This is a genomic window from Caulobacter vibrioides OR37, from assembly GCF_000372645.1.
Taxonomy (GTDB): Bacteria; Pseudomonadota; Alphaproteobacteria; order Caulobacterales; family Caulobacteraceae; genus Caulobacter; species Caulobacter vibrioides_E.
Map to the genome: position 1 here is coordinate 72,170 of NZ_APMP01000004.1, position 15,400 is coordinate 87,569.

A 15,400-nucleotide genomic window follows, 5' to 3' on the forward strand; every position below is an offset into this window, starting at 1 on the left:
CGCACACTCTAAAGAGATAGATGCACGAGGGCCGGGGTTCCGTCACGCTGGCCGCGGAAAGTTCGCGTCTCTAGGGCCCAGCTGGTCAGCGGCGTGACCTCACAGGGCCTCGCAAAAGAAGCGCCCGGGTAAGGGGCCGTTCGGATAAAGGGCTTGGAACCGGTAGAGGACCAAGACCCACTCGGCTTCATCGAAGGTGAGGCCGAACCGCTTGGCCACCCATGCCGCGGACGGCTCGGCATAGATATCCTCGACGTCGGTCTCCGGCGCCATCAGTCCCATGCGGGAAACGGATCGGAGAGCTTGGCCCAGGCCTTGGGGCCAAAGCCGAACTGCAAGTCGGACACCAGGCAGGCGTCGAAGCCCCTCTCCAGCGCTCCGCGATCCATATTCTGACCGATCAGCACGATCTCCTGACGCCGATCGCCATGTATCGGCCGCCACACCTTCTCGATCGCGGCGCGCCAGGTCGGATCATCCGGCCAGCGCTCGCGCGGGGCCGTGGCCCACCAACGGCCCTGCGGACCAAACTGTGTGACGGCGCCGGCCTGACTCCAGCCGCCGACACGGTCATGGCGAGTGGCCAGCCAGAGGAAGCCCTTGGACCGGATGACGCCGGGCCATTCGCTATTCAGCCACGCCTTAAGCTTCTCGGGATGAAAAGGCTTCGCGGCGCGATAGACGAAATGGCTGATCCCATATTCCTCGGTTTCGGGCAGCATCTGGCCCATCAGCGCCTTCTGCCAGCCCGCCGCGCCCTCGGCGCGAACGGGATCGAACAAACCGGTATCCAACACGTCGTCCAGCGCGACAGCGCCCCGCGCCGCGCGAACGATCCGCGCCTGCGGATTGAAGGTCGCGATGACGCCCTCGAGCCGCCCGAGGTCCTCGGCGGACACGAGGTCGGTCTTGTTCAGGACGATGACGTCGGCGAATTCGACTTGCTCGACCAGCAGATCGACGACCGTGCGATCATCGCCCTCCCCCGCCGTCTCGCCACGATCGGCCAGACGATCGCGCGACCCGTAGTCGCGCGGGAAATTGAAGGCGTCGACCACCGTGACCAGCGTGTCCAACCGCGCCACGTCCGACAGGCTTTGGTCGTCTTCGTCGCGGAAGTCGAACGTGGCGGCCACGGGCATGGGCTCCGAAATACCCGTGGACTCGATCAGCAGGTAGTCGAACCGACGCTCGGCGGCCAGACGGCGCACCTCCTTCAGCAGATCCTCGCGCAAGGTGCAGCAGATACAGCCGTTGGACATCTCGACCAGGGCTTCATCGGTGCGCGACAGGTCGGCGCCGCCCTCGGCGACCAAGGCCGCGTCGATGTTCACCTCGCTCATGTCGTTGACGATGACCGCGACCTTCTTGCCCTCGCGATTGGCCAGGACGTGGTTCAGCAGCGTGGTCTTGCCCGCGCCAAGGAAGCCCGAGAGCACCGTGACCGGCAGCCGGCGGTCCACGCGGCGGGACGATGGATTTGTCGCGACGGTCATGGCGGCCTCTAAATGTTATAATATAACATCAATAGCGCAGACCAACCCGCCCGTGCAAGTATTGTTATGTTATAACATATATGCTTTAAGCCCTCTGTCTCGCCGCGGGTTCGCCTCGATGCAGCCCCCAACGATCGACCACCGCCAAAGCCTCCCCTCTGGCGGCCAGGCGCGCCCGCGGCGGGCGCTTTTCAGCTAGCCCAGATCCAGCGCCTGCGTGAGATCACCGGGCGCGACGCCGCCGGCCGCGATCATCGCCTGGTCGCGCGCGACGACGCCCGGCAACGGCGCCAGCCCGAAGCGGCGGTTCAGCAGGCGTTGGATCGAGCCGGTGTCATAGACCGTGTGGTCGACATGACCGCGTCGGGCATGGGGCGACACGACGAGCGCCGGGATGCGTGTTCCCGGCCCCCAACGATCCCCCTTCGGCGGCGAAACATGATCCCACCAGCCGCCGTTCTCGTCGAAGGTCACGACGACCAGCATCTTGGCCCACTGCGGACCGCTCATCAGGGCGTCGATCACGCGGGCGATGTGGCGGTCGCCGGCGTCCACGTCCGAATAGCCGGCGTGCATGTTGAGATCGCCCTGCGGCTTGTAGAAGCTGACGGCCGGCAGTCGCCCGGCCTGGGCGTCGGCCATGAACCGATTGGTGCGAGCGCTGTCGCCGAAGCCCGCGTCGCGCAGCCGCCCACGTCCGGGAGCGCCCGGAGCATAGCGGGCGAAATAGTTGAACGGCTGGTGGTGAACCTGAAAATTGGGCCGCGCCGGAAACAGCGCCGCGTCGTCGCCGGTCCCCGCGAGGGCCAGCGCCCAAGCACCGGCGTACCAGGCCCACTCGACGCCCTTGGCCGAGAGCCGGTCGCCGATCGTCTCGTGGCCTTGCGGCGGCAGGGTCAACGGCTGCTTGGCGTCGGCCAGGCGAGGATCGTTCGGATCGCGACTGGCGCTGGGCGCGTAGGGCGGCATCATCGTGTTCACCGCCCAGAAATCCGGCGTCAGCGTGCTTGGCCCGAAGCGCGGCCGACCATCAAGGGCGCTGGCCGGACTGCCGACCAGAGGCTTGAGCCGCGCGCCCTTGGGGTCGTCCCCCTCGACCGTGGCGAGCAACCCCTTGGCCGGGCCCTTGTCGGCGTCGGGGTAGAACGGCGGCCGGGCCGCGATCAGGTACTGGTGATTCAGGAACGAACCGCCAAAAGCGCCCATGAAGAAGTTGTCGCAGAGCGTGAAGCGCTCGGCCAACCGCCAGAGGCGCAGGTTCACCGACGCGTCGCCATAGTGGCCCATCACCAGCGCGCCGCTGTCGCCCCAGGCGACAAACCGGTCGTTGGCGCCGCCATTGATCTGCATCTGGTTTTGGTAGAAGGCGTGCACGAGGTCGCGCGTGACGACCCCGTGCGGGAGAGGATCCCCGCTGGGCGTCGCCAGGGCGAACGGCGCGTTGGGAAGGCGCGGCAGGTCCGCCTCGCCGATCTTGTAGCGCGTGTGCTCGACGACCTGCTCGTGAGGAACCATGCCGCCCCAGACCGGCGGCAGGTGAGCCAGGGGCCGTCCATCGCGGTCGCGCTGTTCGACGCGCTCGGGCGGTTCGGCCGCCAGCGGCCGCTCGAGCCCAGGGAACCCCGCGAACAGATTGTTGAAGCTCCGGTTCTCGGCATAGATCACCACGACCGTGTCGATCGCCTCGCCCAGTCGGCGGTCGATCTCGGCGCGGGATGTCCGCGTCGGCGCGGCCCCGGCGGCCTGGGCCGACACGCCCGCCCCGGCCAAGACCAACGCGCCAAGAAGGCCCCGACGCGAAGGGCGCCCCGGCGCGCCGCCATCGGCGACGCCGCCTTGATCGCTCGTCGAACGCTTACGCATCACTATGATCCAACCTTAAAAGTCCACGCCCAGCCCGCCCTTGGGCGCGTCAGCGACCGCCCTTCTTGAAGGGCTTGCCCAGCAGTTCGTCGACCAGGGCCTGCTGGCCGTAGACCTTGACGAAAGCCTCCGTCGCGGCGGCCGTGGACGCCACGACCGTTCTGTTGATCGAGCCGTCATAGGCGAAGGCGCCGCCCAGCGAGTGGATGTTGCCGTCGAAGGCCGCGCCGATCACCTCGCCCTTGGCGTTCAGGACCGGCGAACCGGAATTGCCGCCGGTGATATCGTTGGTGGTGACGAAATCGAACACCGTATCGTCGGAGAGCTTTCCGCGCGCGGCTTCCCAGCGCGGCGCCAGAGCGAACGGATCCTGGCCGGTGGCGCGCTCCCACAGCCCCTTGAAGGTCGTGGCGTAGGGAACGGTCTGACCGCGATAGGTCCAGCCGGCGACCTTGCCGTAGCTCAGGCGGGGGCTGAACGTGGCGTCCGGATAGACCTTGTCGCCATAGACCGCGAAGCGCGCGGCCGCGATCTTCTGGGCGGCTTGCCCGCTCGGCCCGGTGACCCGCTCCTCATAGGCCTTGCGCGCCGCGCGGGCGGCGCCGTCCGTGGCCAGCACGTACTGGATCAGCGGATCCTTGGACGCCTGAATCGCCGGCAGGCCGCCGTCCCACAGCGCCTTGCGCACGGCCGGATCGGCCAGGGTCGAGCCCGCAAGCCGCGCGGCGATGGTCTCGGGCGAGTCCTTGCCCAGCAGCAGCTTGGTCTGGGGCGCGTCGGCGGTCAGCACCTCGCGCACCTTCAGCAGCCAGAACTCGATCTGCAGCTGGTTGAGATCCTTGTCGACCGGCTTGGCGTCGGTGATTTCCTTTTCCAGCAGCGGCAGGCGGGCGTCGGCGTATTCCGGCAGGCGCTCGGTGTTCGGCTTGGCGCGCTCCTGGGCCGCGCGGACCAGTTCGACGGCGTAACCGTAGAGCGGCGAGAAGAAGCCCGCGCGGCCTTCCAGCAAAACGTAAGGCGCATAGAGGCCGGCGCGCTCGGTCTGGACGGCGGCGATCTTCGCCCAGGGATCGCCCGTCGCGGCGGCCAGCTTGGGATCGGCGGCGACCTTGGCTTTCAGCTCGGCGTCGGCCTGGCGCTTGCCGTCCAGGAAGCCCGGCCCCGACAGGGCCTGTAGCTGGCCGACATAGACCTTGTAGCTGTTCTCGATGCCGAAAAGTTCGTGGCTGGCGACGCGTTGCTGTTCCGGACCGCGCTTGCCGAACTCGATCAAGCGGCCGCGCAGTTCCGCCAGCTGGGTCAGGGTCATCGGGAAGCTGACGTCACGCAGGAAGGCCAGCTGGTCGGCGGTCAGCAGACGGTTGGTCGTGCCGGGGTTGCCCGCGACGATGGTCAGCTCGCCATCCTTCGGCGGCGCGGGATTCCAGACGAGGTGCCCCGGCGTGGCGACCGGCTTGCCGTTCTCGTACAGGCGCACGAACGACATATCGAGGTCGTAGCGCGGAAAGTTGAAATTGTCGGGATCGCCGCCGAAGAAGGCCGTCGCCAGCTCGGGCGCGAAGACTAGCCGAACGTCCGAGAACTTGCGGAACGTGTAGAGCTTGTACTGGCCGTCCTGATACAGGTTGACCACCTGGCAGGTCTGGACCGCCTCCTTGCCCGCGCAGTTGGTGCGCTCGATGTCCGCGATGGCGGCGTTGCGCGCCTTGACGAACTCGCCGCCGGCCTTGCCCGAGGCGGCGCTCTTGACCGTGTCGGTCACGTCCTTGATCGACAGCAGCACCTCGGCCTGCATCCCCGGACAGGTGCGCTCCTCCTCGCGGTTGGCGATGACATAGCCGGTCTTCAGATGGTCGCTGGTCGCGGTCGAGAGGTCCTGAGCGCAGTCCGAAACGCAGTGGTGGTTGGTCAAAACCAGCCCTTGCGCCGACACCACCGAGGCCGAGCAACCGGTCGACAGACGCACGGCGTTGGCCTGCACATGATCCAGCCAGGCCTTGTCCAGCGTCACGCCGTAAGTCGCCTTGACCTGGGCGGCCGGGAAATTGTCGTAGGTCCACATGCCCTCGTCCGCCAGGGCGGCGCTGGAGGCGAAAGCGGCCAGGCAGGCCGCGCTGGCGCCCAGGAAGAGATTGCGCATGTCGAAGTCTCCGTTCAGCGGCGTCAGCCGCCGTGGTCCAGGCGAAAGAGGAGGCCCTTCTCGCCGTCATTAATCAAGGAAAGAGGTCGTTTTGGGCGTCAAGCGGCCGGATCGAGGCCCGTTAGGCCTTCGCCATGGCCGCCCGCGTTTGACCGGCGCCACGCGCCGTGTCGGCTCGATATCGCAACCCAAGCGTCAAGACCGCCCCTCAACCATCGTGCTCATGGCCAACAATGTTACTATATAACAGCGCCGGTCAAGCCGGGTTTGCGAGGTCATTCGCGGTCTCGCCCGCTGGCCTTCAGACGACGGCCAGCGCTGACCTTGCCTGGCGGCGGCGGCGCGAGACCCACAGCGCTATCGCCAACACGAACGAGAGGGCCAGACACGCGCCGGACGCCACCAGCACGCCTCGCGCGTCCTGGACAGTCACGAAGAACGAGCAGAGCATCGGGCCGGCGGCCGCGCCCACCGCCTGAACACTGGGCGCGAGCAGCACCGCGCGCCGCGAGGGATCGGACTCGATGACGAAGGGCGCTTGCAAGGCCTGCAGGAAGCCCCAGGCCAGTCCATGGAGACCCGCGAGAACGAAGAAGACGCCCGAACCGGGCAGCCCCCACAGACCGACCAGCACCGCCAGGAAGATCGGCGCGCAGACCAGCAAGGCGCGATGATAGGCGATCTTGTCGGCCAGCACCGCCGCCAGACCCGAGCCCGCGATCGAAGCGCCCAAGGCCAGGGCGACGGCCAGCCCTCCCTGGACGGGCGTCAGCCCCGCCTGCCCCGCCAGCCGCTCCACATAGGCCAGGAAACCGATGAAGAACGAGAAGATCAGGAAGACCGCCGCCAGGCTGACATAGGCCGCCTTTGGAATCGGCTCGGCCAGAACCGGCTCGTCGCTCCGGTTGCCCGCCAAGGGCGCGAGGCGGTCTGGCAAGACGAGCGCGATGATCCCCGCCAGCGCGGCGCTGGCTCCCAGGGTGGCGAAGCCCGCGTTGGCGCCCAACGCGGGCGAGACCAGGATCGGTATGCCGGCCGCGCACGCGACTTGCAGAACCGCCTGGCTGACCAGGAACACCCCGCTCCAGCGTCCCGGGGTCGGCGAGCGGACGATCATCAGCGTCGTCAGCCAGACAATGGCGCCCTCGGCCAAGCCCGCGAGACCGCGCGTCACCACGACGCCAAGCCCGGAAACCTCGAACGCGGCGAAATTGATCGCGGCCAGAACGAGCGCCGCGGTCAGGCCGATCAGCTTGAGGCGGCGGGGCGGCAACAGGGCGTCTGCAAGGCCAACGCCCAAGCCGATGGCGAGAAACTCGATGGTCACGCTCCAGCCCAGTTGGCTGACATCCAGACGCCCCGCGGTGACCAGCCCGCCCAGCACCACGGGCTGGACGCCGGCCATGATCAGGGCGATCGAGCCCACCGCGAGGAAGGCGGCGATCCGCGCCGCCGACGGCCGCTGACCGATCCAGCCGTCATCGGCCCTCGACGCGCGCGCTTGGGTGTCCTCGGCCGACATGAAATTCCTCCTAGGCTCGGATGAAACTTACCGGGTCTCCGCCCGCGCGCCTTAATGTTAGCTTTTGCTATCGCAAGGCCATCGTCAACCGGTCTTGGGAGCGATGATCCTAGGACATGCCGCTTTCATTGGCGTCACCTCGCCTCTTCCGCCACGCCGCCAGCGCTTGGCGGACGGCTTCAAGGCGGTTCTCGGGCGCGGCCTCGCCGCGACAGGTTCTCTTCAAGCGTCGGTATTGCTATCTGACGATGGAGGTCGCTGGTCCGCGGCCCTCTTCAAGGACGCCTGGTGAGCAATCCCGAACTCGAAGCCAAGTCGCGACCGTCGCGGCGCAACGGCATCAATACCTTCGAAGCCATCTTGGCGACCGCCGGAGAGCTCCTGGCCGAGGTGGGCTTCGAGCGGCTGACAACGAATCTGGTCTGCGAGCGGGCGGGCCTGACTCCGCCGGCTCTCTACCGTTACTTCCCCAACAAGTACGCGCTTCTGACCGAGCTGACCCGGCGACTGATGGACGCCCAGGACCAGGTCGTCTTCGCTTGGGTCGAGGCGGGCGGCGCCCATTGGACAACACTTTCGGCCGCCGTGGAGAGCCACATCCGCCTGCAGAAAGAGATCATCACCGTCACCCGCGCCTTCCCCGGCGGGCTCTGGATCCTGAGGGCTATCCGCGCCCTGCCGCCGCTGCAGGACGTCCGCGCCCAATCGCGCACGGCGGTGCTGGATCGGATCTATGCCTTCCGACTGCAGGACGGTCCCGCGGTCGACGAGGAACGGCTCAAGCTGTCGATGCGCGTCTCCGAACTGATGGGCTACGCGGCCATGGAAATGCTGGTCGAGGACCCCGAGCTCGACGAGGACATGGTCATCGAGGAAGTCGCCTGGATGATCGGCCGCTACCATTTCGACCTCCCCCGACGGTCGCAATTGGCCCAGGACTGATCCGGGCGCGGCCCAGATCGTGGCCGGATTGATATGGCCGACCTCGCGGGCGGAACCTCGCGAGCGGACCTTCCAATTCCGCGCGAACGCTTTTTACCCAGTTTTCGCCCGTTAACTGGGCGCCATGACGGCCGCGCGTCGCGCGGCCTCGCGACGGCTTGCGCGCATCCCCCTTGCATCGCGATAGTTTTTATTATCGTAATGGCCGGGACCGGTCGGAGTACTGGGTGTATGGGGAGAAGAACATGAAAGCGTCTATGTTCCTGGGCTGCGCCGTTCTGGCGCTGTCGGCCGGGGCGGCTGCGGCTCAGACCCAGCCCGCCAAGCAGGACAACACGGCGATCGAGGAAATCGTCGTCACCGCCCAAAAGCGTTCCGAAAACCTGCAGGACGTGCCCGTGTCGGTGACCGCCCTGACCGGCGACGCCCTCGCCGCGCGCGGCGTGAAGGACGTCCTGGCCCTCAACAACCTCGCGCCTGGGATGCGCATCAGCTCCGCCGACGCGGCCGCCAATCCCAAGATCTACATTCGCGGCGTGGGCTTGAGCGACTTCAACCCGAACGCCTCCAGCGGCGTCGGCGTCTATGTCGATGGCGTCTATATCGGCTCGCCCCTGGCCCAGATGGCGGGCTTCTTCGATCTCGCCCAGGTCGAGGTGCTGCGCGGTCCGCAAGGCACCCTCTATGGTCGAAACACCAATGGCGGCGCGATCAACATCACCACCAAGCGCCCTAGCCAGACCTTCGGCGCGGACGCGTCGCTAGAGTACGGCAGCTTCAACGCCGTCACGGCCGACCTCGGCGTCGGCGGCCCGATCGTGGCCGACAAGCTGGCGTTCCGCGCCGCCGCGCAATACGTCAAGGATGACGGCTACACCTACAATCGCGTCACCGGTCACGACCTCAACGCCGCCAACCACTGGGCGGGTCGTCTCTCGATGCTGTACACGCCGAGCTCGGATTTCGAGCTGCTGGCGCAGGTCAACCGCTACGTCAATCGCGGCGACGCCACCGCTCCTCAGCACAGGGCGCTGTTCCCGAAGACCGCCGCCGCCACGGGCCCCGACGGCTTCTGCGCCTCCTCGGCCTATTCCAGCGGCCAATGCACGGACCTGCTCGGCTATGCCGACACCGACAACAATCCCCGCGCGACGGACGCCAATCTGGAAGGCAAGGACAAGGTCGACCTGTTCGGCGCGTCCAGCCAGGCGACCTGGAAACTGGGCGGCATGTCCCTGATCTCGGTCACGGCGTGGCAGTGGGCGCACCGCAACGACCTCGAGAACACCGACGCCAGTCCCCTGCAGATGCTCGAGATCAATTACCGGTCGCGTCAGCACCAGTTCACCCAGGAGGTGCGCCTTCAGTCCGACGACGAGGCGGCGCGCTTCAAGTGGGTGCTCGGCGGGTATTTCATGGACGAGCAGGTTCAGGACAACACCCGTCAGGACGTGCTGCGCGCTCTGCGGCCGCTATTCACAACGCCCGACAATCCGACCGGCCTCAGCCTCGATAACAGCGTCGCCGTCTTCGGCTATCCTTACACCCAGAAGACCAAGGGCTATGCCGTCTTCGGCCAGGCCGACTACAAGCTGACCGACAGGCTGACCGGCACGGTGGGTCTTCGCTGGTCCGCCGATGACAAGTCTATCGACTACAGGAGCCAGGCCGATGACGGCGCGATCGTCATCCTGATCTCCAAGCAGAGCAAGACCTTCTCGGCCGTGTCGGGCCGTCTTGGCCTGCGCTACGCCGTGAGCGACGACACCAACGTCTACGCCACCTATAACCGGGGCTATAAGAGCGGCGGCTTCTTCGGCGGCATGGCCACCACGGCCGCCCAGATGGAGCCCTATAAGAACGAAACGCTCGACGCCTATGAGCTGGGCATGAAGTCGGAGTTCTTCGATCGTCGGGTCCGCCTGAACGTGTCGGGCTTCTATTACGACTATAAGAACCAACAGGTTTTCGCCCAGGCGACCCGCAACGGCCTGACGGTGCTGGTGCTCAGCAACGCCGCAAACTCCAAGGTCTATGGCGGCGAGGCCGAGATCACCGCTCGGCCGATCCAGCCGCTGACCCTGACCGCGGGCCTGTCGCTGCTGCACGCCAAGTACGGCGACTACATCTCCGAAGGTAACAACTTCACCGGCAACTGGCTGCCGCAATCGCCCAAGGTGACGTTCAACACCGCCGCGACCTGGGTCGCGCCCCTGGCGAACGGCGCCTCGATCGTGGCCAATGTCGACGCCAACTATTCGTCGAAAATCTATTTCGACAACTCGAACGCGCCGCGCCTGTCGCAGGGCGCGGTCTGGATCGCCGGCGCTCAGCTCAGCTGGCGCTCCCCGGACCAGAAGATCGAGGCCGGCGCCTTCGCCCGCAACCTGTTCGACAAGACCTACACGGTCGCGATCTCGAACATCGACAGCCTCGGCGAGGATCTCCTCACCTACAACCGCCCCAGAAGCCTGGGCGTATTCCTGCGCTACCACTACTAGAGCGCGTTAGGTTTAAGTTCGAGCGGTTAAACCGCTCGAACGCGCTCTAAATATTTGAATTTAGAGCCTGTCCGCTTCAAATGATCCCATTTGAAGCGGACAGGCTCTACGACACGTCGGTCGGCTTACGCGTCGCCGCGATCAGCGTTGCCCGTAGGATTTGAACCGCAGCAGGATGCGGTCCATTTCGTCCTCCGCCAGCAGGCTGGGCCCGCCGATTGCCAGAGTTCCCCAATACACGGCCGCTTGTTCCTCGACCTCCTCGGCGATGGCCAGGGCGAAATCGAGATTGGGCGCGGCGACGATCTGGCCATGATTGGCCATCAGCGTGGCATAGCGGCCGTCCAGCGCCTCCACCACCGCCTGGGCCAACTCGACCGAACCAAAGGTGGCGTAGGGCGCGACCGGCACGCTGCTGCCCCCGCTGACGGCGACCATGTAGTGCATGGCCGGGATCGGCCGACCAGCGCAGGCCAGGATCGTCGCGTGGCGCGAATGGCAGTGGACCACGGCGCCGACATCGGGACGGCGATCGAGAATCCCCTGATGCATCCGCCATTCGCTGGATGGCTTCAGCGCGCCTTCGGGCGAGGAGCCGTCGGGCCGGATCAGAACCATGTGCTCGGCGGTCAGCCGCCCGGCCGGGACGCCGCTGGGCGTGACCAGCATGTCGGGACCGCAGCGCGCCGAGACATTGCCGGACGTGCCCCGGTTGAGGCCCCGTGCGTCCATGGCCTGCATCACCTCGACCATGCGCGCGCGCAGGGCGGCTTCTTGAGGAATCCCGCTCATCACGCCGCCTCGCTCAGGGTCATCTGGCGCATCGCCGCCTCGGTGGCCTCGAAGCTCTCGACCTTGCCCAGCGTGGCGAGGCCCTGGGCGACGAGCGCGGCGGTGGCCGTCCCGAAGCGCGCGGCGTCCAGCGGCGCCCAGCCGCGTGACAGGGCGGCGATGAAGCCGGCGCAGTAGGAATCCCCGCAACTGGTCGTGTCGACCGGCGTGATCGCATAGGCGGGCAAGGTCGTGCTGACATCGTCAAGGACGACCACCGAGCCCCGACCGCCATTCTTGATAATACAGGCCTTGGCGCCCCAGGACCGGAAGGTCTCGGCGGCGGCGAAAAGGTCCTGCTGACCGGTCAGGAACACCGCCTCGGCGGCGCTCGGCAGGAAATAGTCGACGTGGGGAAGCAAGCGCCGAACCTCTTCGATCGCCGAAGGCTGCGGCGCGATCAGGTCACAGGTGACCACAGCGCCCGCGCGCGAGGCCGCTTGAACGATCGAGAGCCCTTCGCCGCCATCGAGCTTGGGACCGCCGACGCCGCCATAGTGCAGGAAGCCGACCTCCGAGGCCGCCTGGAGAGCGCCCGGCGTGACCCGGGCCAACATGCCCGCGCCCAAGGCATGGAAACCAGGACGCACGCCGCTGGACGAGACGGCCAGCAGGGTCGTCGAGCTAGGCAGGCCTGGCAAGGTTTCCAGGTCGGAGACATCGACGCCGGCGTCGCTCAGCGCCGCGCGGATAAAGCGGCCGGTCAGGTCGTCGCCCACCGCCGAGATCAGCCGACTGGCCACGCCCAAACGCGCCGCCAGCAGCGCTGGAGCCCCCGCGGTCCCGGCGGGCGCGCAGGCGATGCCTTCGATCAGGCCGGTCCCCTCCACCTTGGGCAGCTCATCTATGGCGCGGGCGACCACGTCCAGGGTGGTCAGCCCGATGCACGCCAATCCGTTCTTCTTCATCAGAGATCCTCCCAATGCATTGACAGACAATATGCCTCGGCCATTATAATAGTCAAAACTATCTTATAGGGGACAAGGCATGGCCTGGACGAACAGCAAGGATGCGGCGCTGCGTGAACGCGCCATGGCGGTGATCCCCAACGGGATGTACGGCCACCAGTCCGTGATGCTGCTGCCCGACGACTATCCGCAGTTCTACGATCGGGCCCAAGGCGCCTATCTGTGGGATACCGATGGCAACCGCTACATCGACTACCTGTGCGGCTATGGCCCGAACCTGTTCGGCTATGGGCATGAGGCGATCGACGCGGCCTATGTCGACCGCATGAAGCGCGGCGACACCATGACGGGTCCGGGCCAGGCCATGGTCGAACTGGCCGAGGCCCTGACCGCTCAGGTCAGTCACGCCGACTGGGCGATGTTCTGCAAGAACGGCACCGACGCCACGACCATGGCGATGATGATCGCCCGCAACTTCACCCGCAAGAAGACCATCGTGCTGGCCAAGGGCGCCTATCACGGCGCCGCGCCCTGGTGCACGCCGCTGAAAAACGGCGTCACCGAAGCGGACCGCGCCAACCAGGTGTTCTACGAATACAACAACGTCGAAAGCCTGGAAGCGGCGGTCAAGGCGGCCGGTTCGGACCTGGCGGCCATCTTCGCCTCGCCCATCAAGCACGACACCTTCGTCGACCAGGAACTGCCCGATCCGGCCTACGCCCGACGCGCCCGCGAACTGTGCGACGAGCACGAGGCGCTGCTGATCGTCGATGACGTTCGCGCCGGCTTCCGCCTGGCGCGTGACTGCAGCTGGTCGTTGGTCGGGGTCAAGCCGGATCTGTCGGCCTGGGGCAAGGCGATCGCCAACGGTCACCCCATCTCGGCCCTCCTGGGCGCCGAAAAAGCTCGCTTTGCCGCAGCGACCATCTATGCGACCGGCTCGTTCTGGTTCTCGGCCGCGCCCATGGCCGCCTCCCTCGCGACGCTGAAGCTGATCCGCGACACCGATTATCTGGAACGCACCATCGCGCTGGGCGAGCGCCTACGCGCGGGCCTCGACGAGGCCGCCGGCCGCCATGGCTTCACCCTGCGCCAGACGGGTCCGGCTCAGATGCCCCTGATCATGTTCGACGACGACCCCACCGGGGCCAAGGCCTACTTCTGGAACAACGCCCTGCTGAAGCGCGGCGTCTACTTCCACCCCTGGCACAACATGTTCATGACCACGGCCATGACCGACGCCGACATCGACCACACGGTCGAGGCGGCCGATGTGTCCTTCAAGCTCCTGAAGGCCGCCGGCCCCCTGCCCCCGGTCGAGAAACTGGCCTTCCTGCATTCCATGGTCGATTGACGGCCCGCCCTCGCGGAAACGCGGGGGCGACCGCCCGCCTGACACGGGCGCCCGGACTTGCCCCGAGCGCCCTTCCCGCGATGTCTCCGGCGGCGTACCGCTCATGGAAAGGGCCCCTCCTCGGAGGGGCCCTTCTTTTTCGTCGACGATACGGCCTTCGCCTCAGGCCGAGGTGGCGCGCGTGACGCCGAAGCGCCGCAGCACATTGTGGGTGATGACCTCGATGAAAGGATCGCGCGCGGCCAGGCCGTGAGCCCATTCGGTGGTGCCGCTGTTGAACACCTCGCCCTCGCCACGCTTGAAGCTGGCCAGCACGGCGTGGCCGCGCATGACCCTGGCCTGCGCCTCGGCGCTAGCGTCGCCGTAGGTGACCTGGGCGATAACGTCCAACTTCTCGGGCGGGATGATCGGGTTGTAGCCCCGACCCGCCTCCTCGCCGAACGCGCAAGGCGCGACGCCGATGATCTCCAGGGTCTCGGGAACGCCCAGCATCGGCACGGCCTTGGGCAGGCCGTCGTCGCCGAACTGGAAGCGGCAGCCGTCGCTCTCATAGCCGATCAGCGGCAGCTCGCCGCCGATCACGTCGCCATAGAACAGGTCCGAGCCCTCCAGGGCCCAGTGCCGATCGTCATAGATCGTGAAGCCCGCCTGGCCGCGCGACACGCACATGCCCAGCCGGTGATAGCCGGCGAAGACGAAGCTGAGGCCCGTGAGCGCGGCCTCCGGACGCTGGAACGCCGGGTGCGACCACAGGTGCGTGGCCTTCTCGGGCGGCACGTCCTCGGCCTCGAAACCCTTCCACTTGTGGCAGACATAGGTCTTGCCGTCGTTCTCCCAGCGCACCTTCCAGAAGCAGCTGTTCCCCGAGAAGATCGCCGCTTTGCCGCCCGCGTCGACGAACCGCTCGACCTGGTCGCGCTGGGGGCCGGACCAGTATTCGCTGTGGCCAACGAACAGCGCGGCCGCGTAGCCGTCCAGGAGGTCCTGTTCGACGTCCAGGTCGTAGTCCGTGGCGAAATCCAGCGCGTAGCCGTTGGACTCCGCCCAGGCGACGAAAGCGTGCTCCCATTTGTGCAGGAAGCCGGCCGAGCCGTCATAGGGCGAGGCGCGATGCTCGACCATCCAGGCCATGTCGGCGGCCCAAGGCGCTTCCTTAAAGCCGCGCTTTCGCAGGTTGATCAGGCGCGGCGGATTGGGCGGCGGCGCGACGATCAACGGTGGAAACGGTCGCTGCGTCGACAGCACGCCGATCGCCTGGTCCATCGCCTCGACGAACGGGACCTGGCCGCTCATCAGCCCCGTGACGTTGGAGTAGGCGTTGGCGCCGCCCCAATAGTTGTAGGATTGGTAGGTGTTGGTCGCCAGCACCATCAAGGCGGTCGCGCGACGCACGCCGACGGGCGGCTTGACGACCACGAAGTGATGGGCTTCGGCCCCGGTTCCGTCGGTCAGAACGATATCGTAATAGCCCGAGGCCCAGTCCTCGCCGATCTCGATCTCGAACGCTGCGGGCCAGCCGCAGCCGTCGCGATCAGCGTTGGGCGGAACCGGATGATGATCGACCCGCAGGCCGTCGAGCTCAAACACGGCGCGGCGCTCGGCCCCGACCCTGGCGATCGAAAGCCGGCAAGAGCCACCGTCGCCGCTGGCGTGGAGAGAGACGCGCTCGCCTGGGCGAGCGCTCAAGCGATCCGTATAGCAAGCCAGCATTCGTTTCCTCCATCCCGCGCGGTCTCGACAGCCCCAGCGACCGCGGCGCCTTCGTGGAAACGGCGACGCGACCGACCCGAGATCGTTAAATAGTTTTTACTACTACAAAGATCCCGATCGCAAGTTTGAAGCC

Annotated in this window: 11 protein-coding genes; 3 read left to right on the forward strand and 8 right to left on the reverse strand. The window is 66.8% G+C overall.

Annotated features, from left to right (window positions below):
- Positions 1–99 precede the first annotated feature (99 nt).
- The 5 genes from OR37_RS05390 to OR37_RS05410 form a co-directional block, all read right to left on the reverse strand.
- Positions 100–273, reverse strand: coding sequence for a hypothetical protein (locus OR37_RS05390; protein ID WP_004616732.1), 174 nt, complete (start codon positions 271–273; stop codon positions 100–102).
- Positions 273–1,496, reverse strand: coding sequence for a zinc metallochaperone GTPase ZigA (zigA, locus tag OR37_RS05395; RefSeq protein ID WP_004616734.1), 1,224 nt, complete (start codon positions 1,494–1,496; stop codon positions 273–275). The genes OR37_RS05390 and zigA overlap by 1 nt, the downstream gene beginning before the upstream one ends.
- A 195-nt stretch (positions 1,497–1,691) precedes the next feature.
- Positions 1,692–3,359 (reverse strand): acid phosphatase, encoded by a 1,668-nt coding sequence (gene acpA, locus OR37_RS05400; protein ID WP_004616736.1) that lies wholly within the window; start codon positions 3,357–3,359, stop codon positions 1,692–1,694.
- Between the two features lie 49 nt (positions 3,360–3,408).
- The gene (locus OR37_RS05405) at positions 3,409–5,499 is read right to left on the reverse strand and encodes a S46 family peptidase (RefSeq protein ID WP_004616738.1); all 2,091 of its coding nucleotides are present in this window, start codon (positions 5,497–5,499) and stop codon (positions 3,409–3,411) included.
- Between the two features lie 301 nt (positions 5,500–5,800).
- Positions 5,801–7,021 carry an MFS transporter gene (locus OR37_RS05410; RefSeq protein WP_004616740.1) on the reverse strand — a complete coding sequence of 407 codons (1,221 nt, stop codon included), beginning with the start codon at positions 7,019–7,021 and terminating at the stop codon, positions 5,801–5,803.
- Between the two features lie 288 nt (positions 7,022–7,309).
- On the opposite strand from OR37_RS05410, the gene OR37_RS05415 reads away from it, so the two are divergent.
- Positions 7,310–7,963 carry a TetR/AcrR family transcriptional regulator gene (locus OR37_RS05415; RefSeq protein ID WP_004616741.1) on the forward strand — a complete coding sequence of 218 codons (654 nt, stop codon included), beginning with the start codon at positions 7,310–7,312 and terminating at the stop codon, positions 7,961–7,963.
- Between the two features lie 245 nt (positions 7,964–8,208).
- Positions 8,209–10,464, forward strand: a complete 2,256-nt coding sequence (locus OR37_RS05420; protein WP_035016994.1) for a TonB-dependent receptor — start codon at positions 8,209–8,211, stop codon at positions 10,462–10,464.
- A gap of 141 nt (positions 10,465–10,605) precedes the next feature.
- Here the strand turns inward: OR37_RS05420 and OR37_RS05425 are convergent, their stop codons facing one another.
- Both OR37_RS05425 and OR37_RS05430 read right to left on the reverse strand, forming a co-directional pair.
- Positions 10,606–11,256: a class II aldolase/adducin family protein gene (locus OR37_RS05425; protein WP_004616745.1), complete on the reverse strand. Its 651-nt coding sequence runs from the start codon at positions 11,254–11,256 to the stop codon at positions 10,606–10,608.
- A complete protein-coding gene (locus OR37_RS05430; protein WP_004616746.1) occupies positions 11,256–12,203 on the reverse strand; it encodes a carbohydrate kinase family protein in 948 nt (315 codons plus the stop codon). Before OR37_RS05430 ends, OR37_RS05425 begins: the two co-directional genes overlap by 1 nt.
- A 79-nt stretch (positions 12,204–12,282) precedes the next feature.
- Here OR37_RS05430 and OR37_RS05435 point away from each other — a divergent pair, with 79 nt between their 5' ends.
- Positions 12,283–13,557: an aminotransferase class III-fold pyridoxal phosphate-dependent enzyme gene (locus OR37_RS05435; protein WP_004616748.1), complete on the forward strand. Its 1,275-nt coding sequence runs from the start codon at positions 12,283–12,285 to the stop codon at positions 13,555–13,557.
- A gap of 162 nt (positions 13,558–13,719) precedes the next feature.
- Here the strand turns inward: OR37_RS05435 and OR37_RS05440 are convergent, their stop codons facing one another.
- Positions 13,720–15,144 (reverse strand): N,N-dimethylformamidase beta subunit family domain-containing protein, encoded by a 1,425-nt coding sequence (locus tag OR37_RS05440; protein ID WP_235046550.1) that lies wholly within the window; start codon positions 15,142–15,144, stop codon positions 13,720–13,722.
- Between the last annotated feature and the right edge of the window lie 256 nt (positions 15,145–15,400).

Excerpts from the sequence above, each read along its gene's own strand:
- OR37_RS05420 (WP_035016994.1), top strand. The coding sequence starts at position 8,209 with ATGAAAGCGTCTATGTTCCTGGGCTGCGCCGTTCTGGCGCTGTCGGCC.
- OR37_RS05425 (WP_004616745.1), bottom strand. The coding sequence starts at position 11,256 with ATGAGCGGGATTCCTCAAGAAGCCGCCCTGCGCGCGCGCATGGTCGAG.
- OR37_RS05410 (WP_004616740.1), bottom strand. The coding sequence starts at position 7,021 with ATGTCGGCCGAGGACACCCAAGCGCGCGCGTCGAGGGCCGATGACGGC.
- acpA (WP_004616736.1), bottom strand. The coding sequence starts at position 3,359 with ATGCGTAAGCGTTCGACGAGCGATCAAGGCGGCGTCGCCGATGGCGGC.
- OR37_RS05435 (WP_004616748.1), top strand. The coding sequence starts at position 12,283 with ATGGCCTGGACGAACAGCAAGGATGCGGCGCTGCGTGAACGCGCCATG.
- OR37_RS05390 (WP_004616732.1), bottom strand. The coding sequence starts at position 273 with ATGGCGCCGGAGACCGACGTCGAGGATATCTATGCCGAGCCGTCCGCG.
- OR37_RS05430 (WP_004616746.1), bottom strand. The coding sequence starts at position 12,203 with ATGAAGAAGAACGGATTGGCGTGCATCGGGCTGACCACCCTGGACGTG.
- OR37_RS05405 (WP_004616738.1), bottom strand. The coding sequence starts at position 5,499 with ATGCGCAATCTCTTCCTGGGCGCCAGCGCGGCCTGCCTGGCCGCTTTC.
- zigA (WP_004616734.1), bottom strand. The coding sequence starts at position 1,496 with ATGACCGTCGCGACAAATCCATCGTCCCGCCGCGTGGACCGCCGGCTG.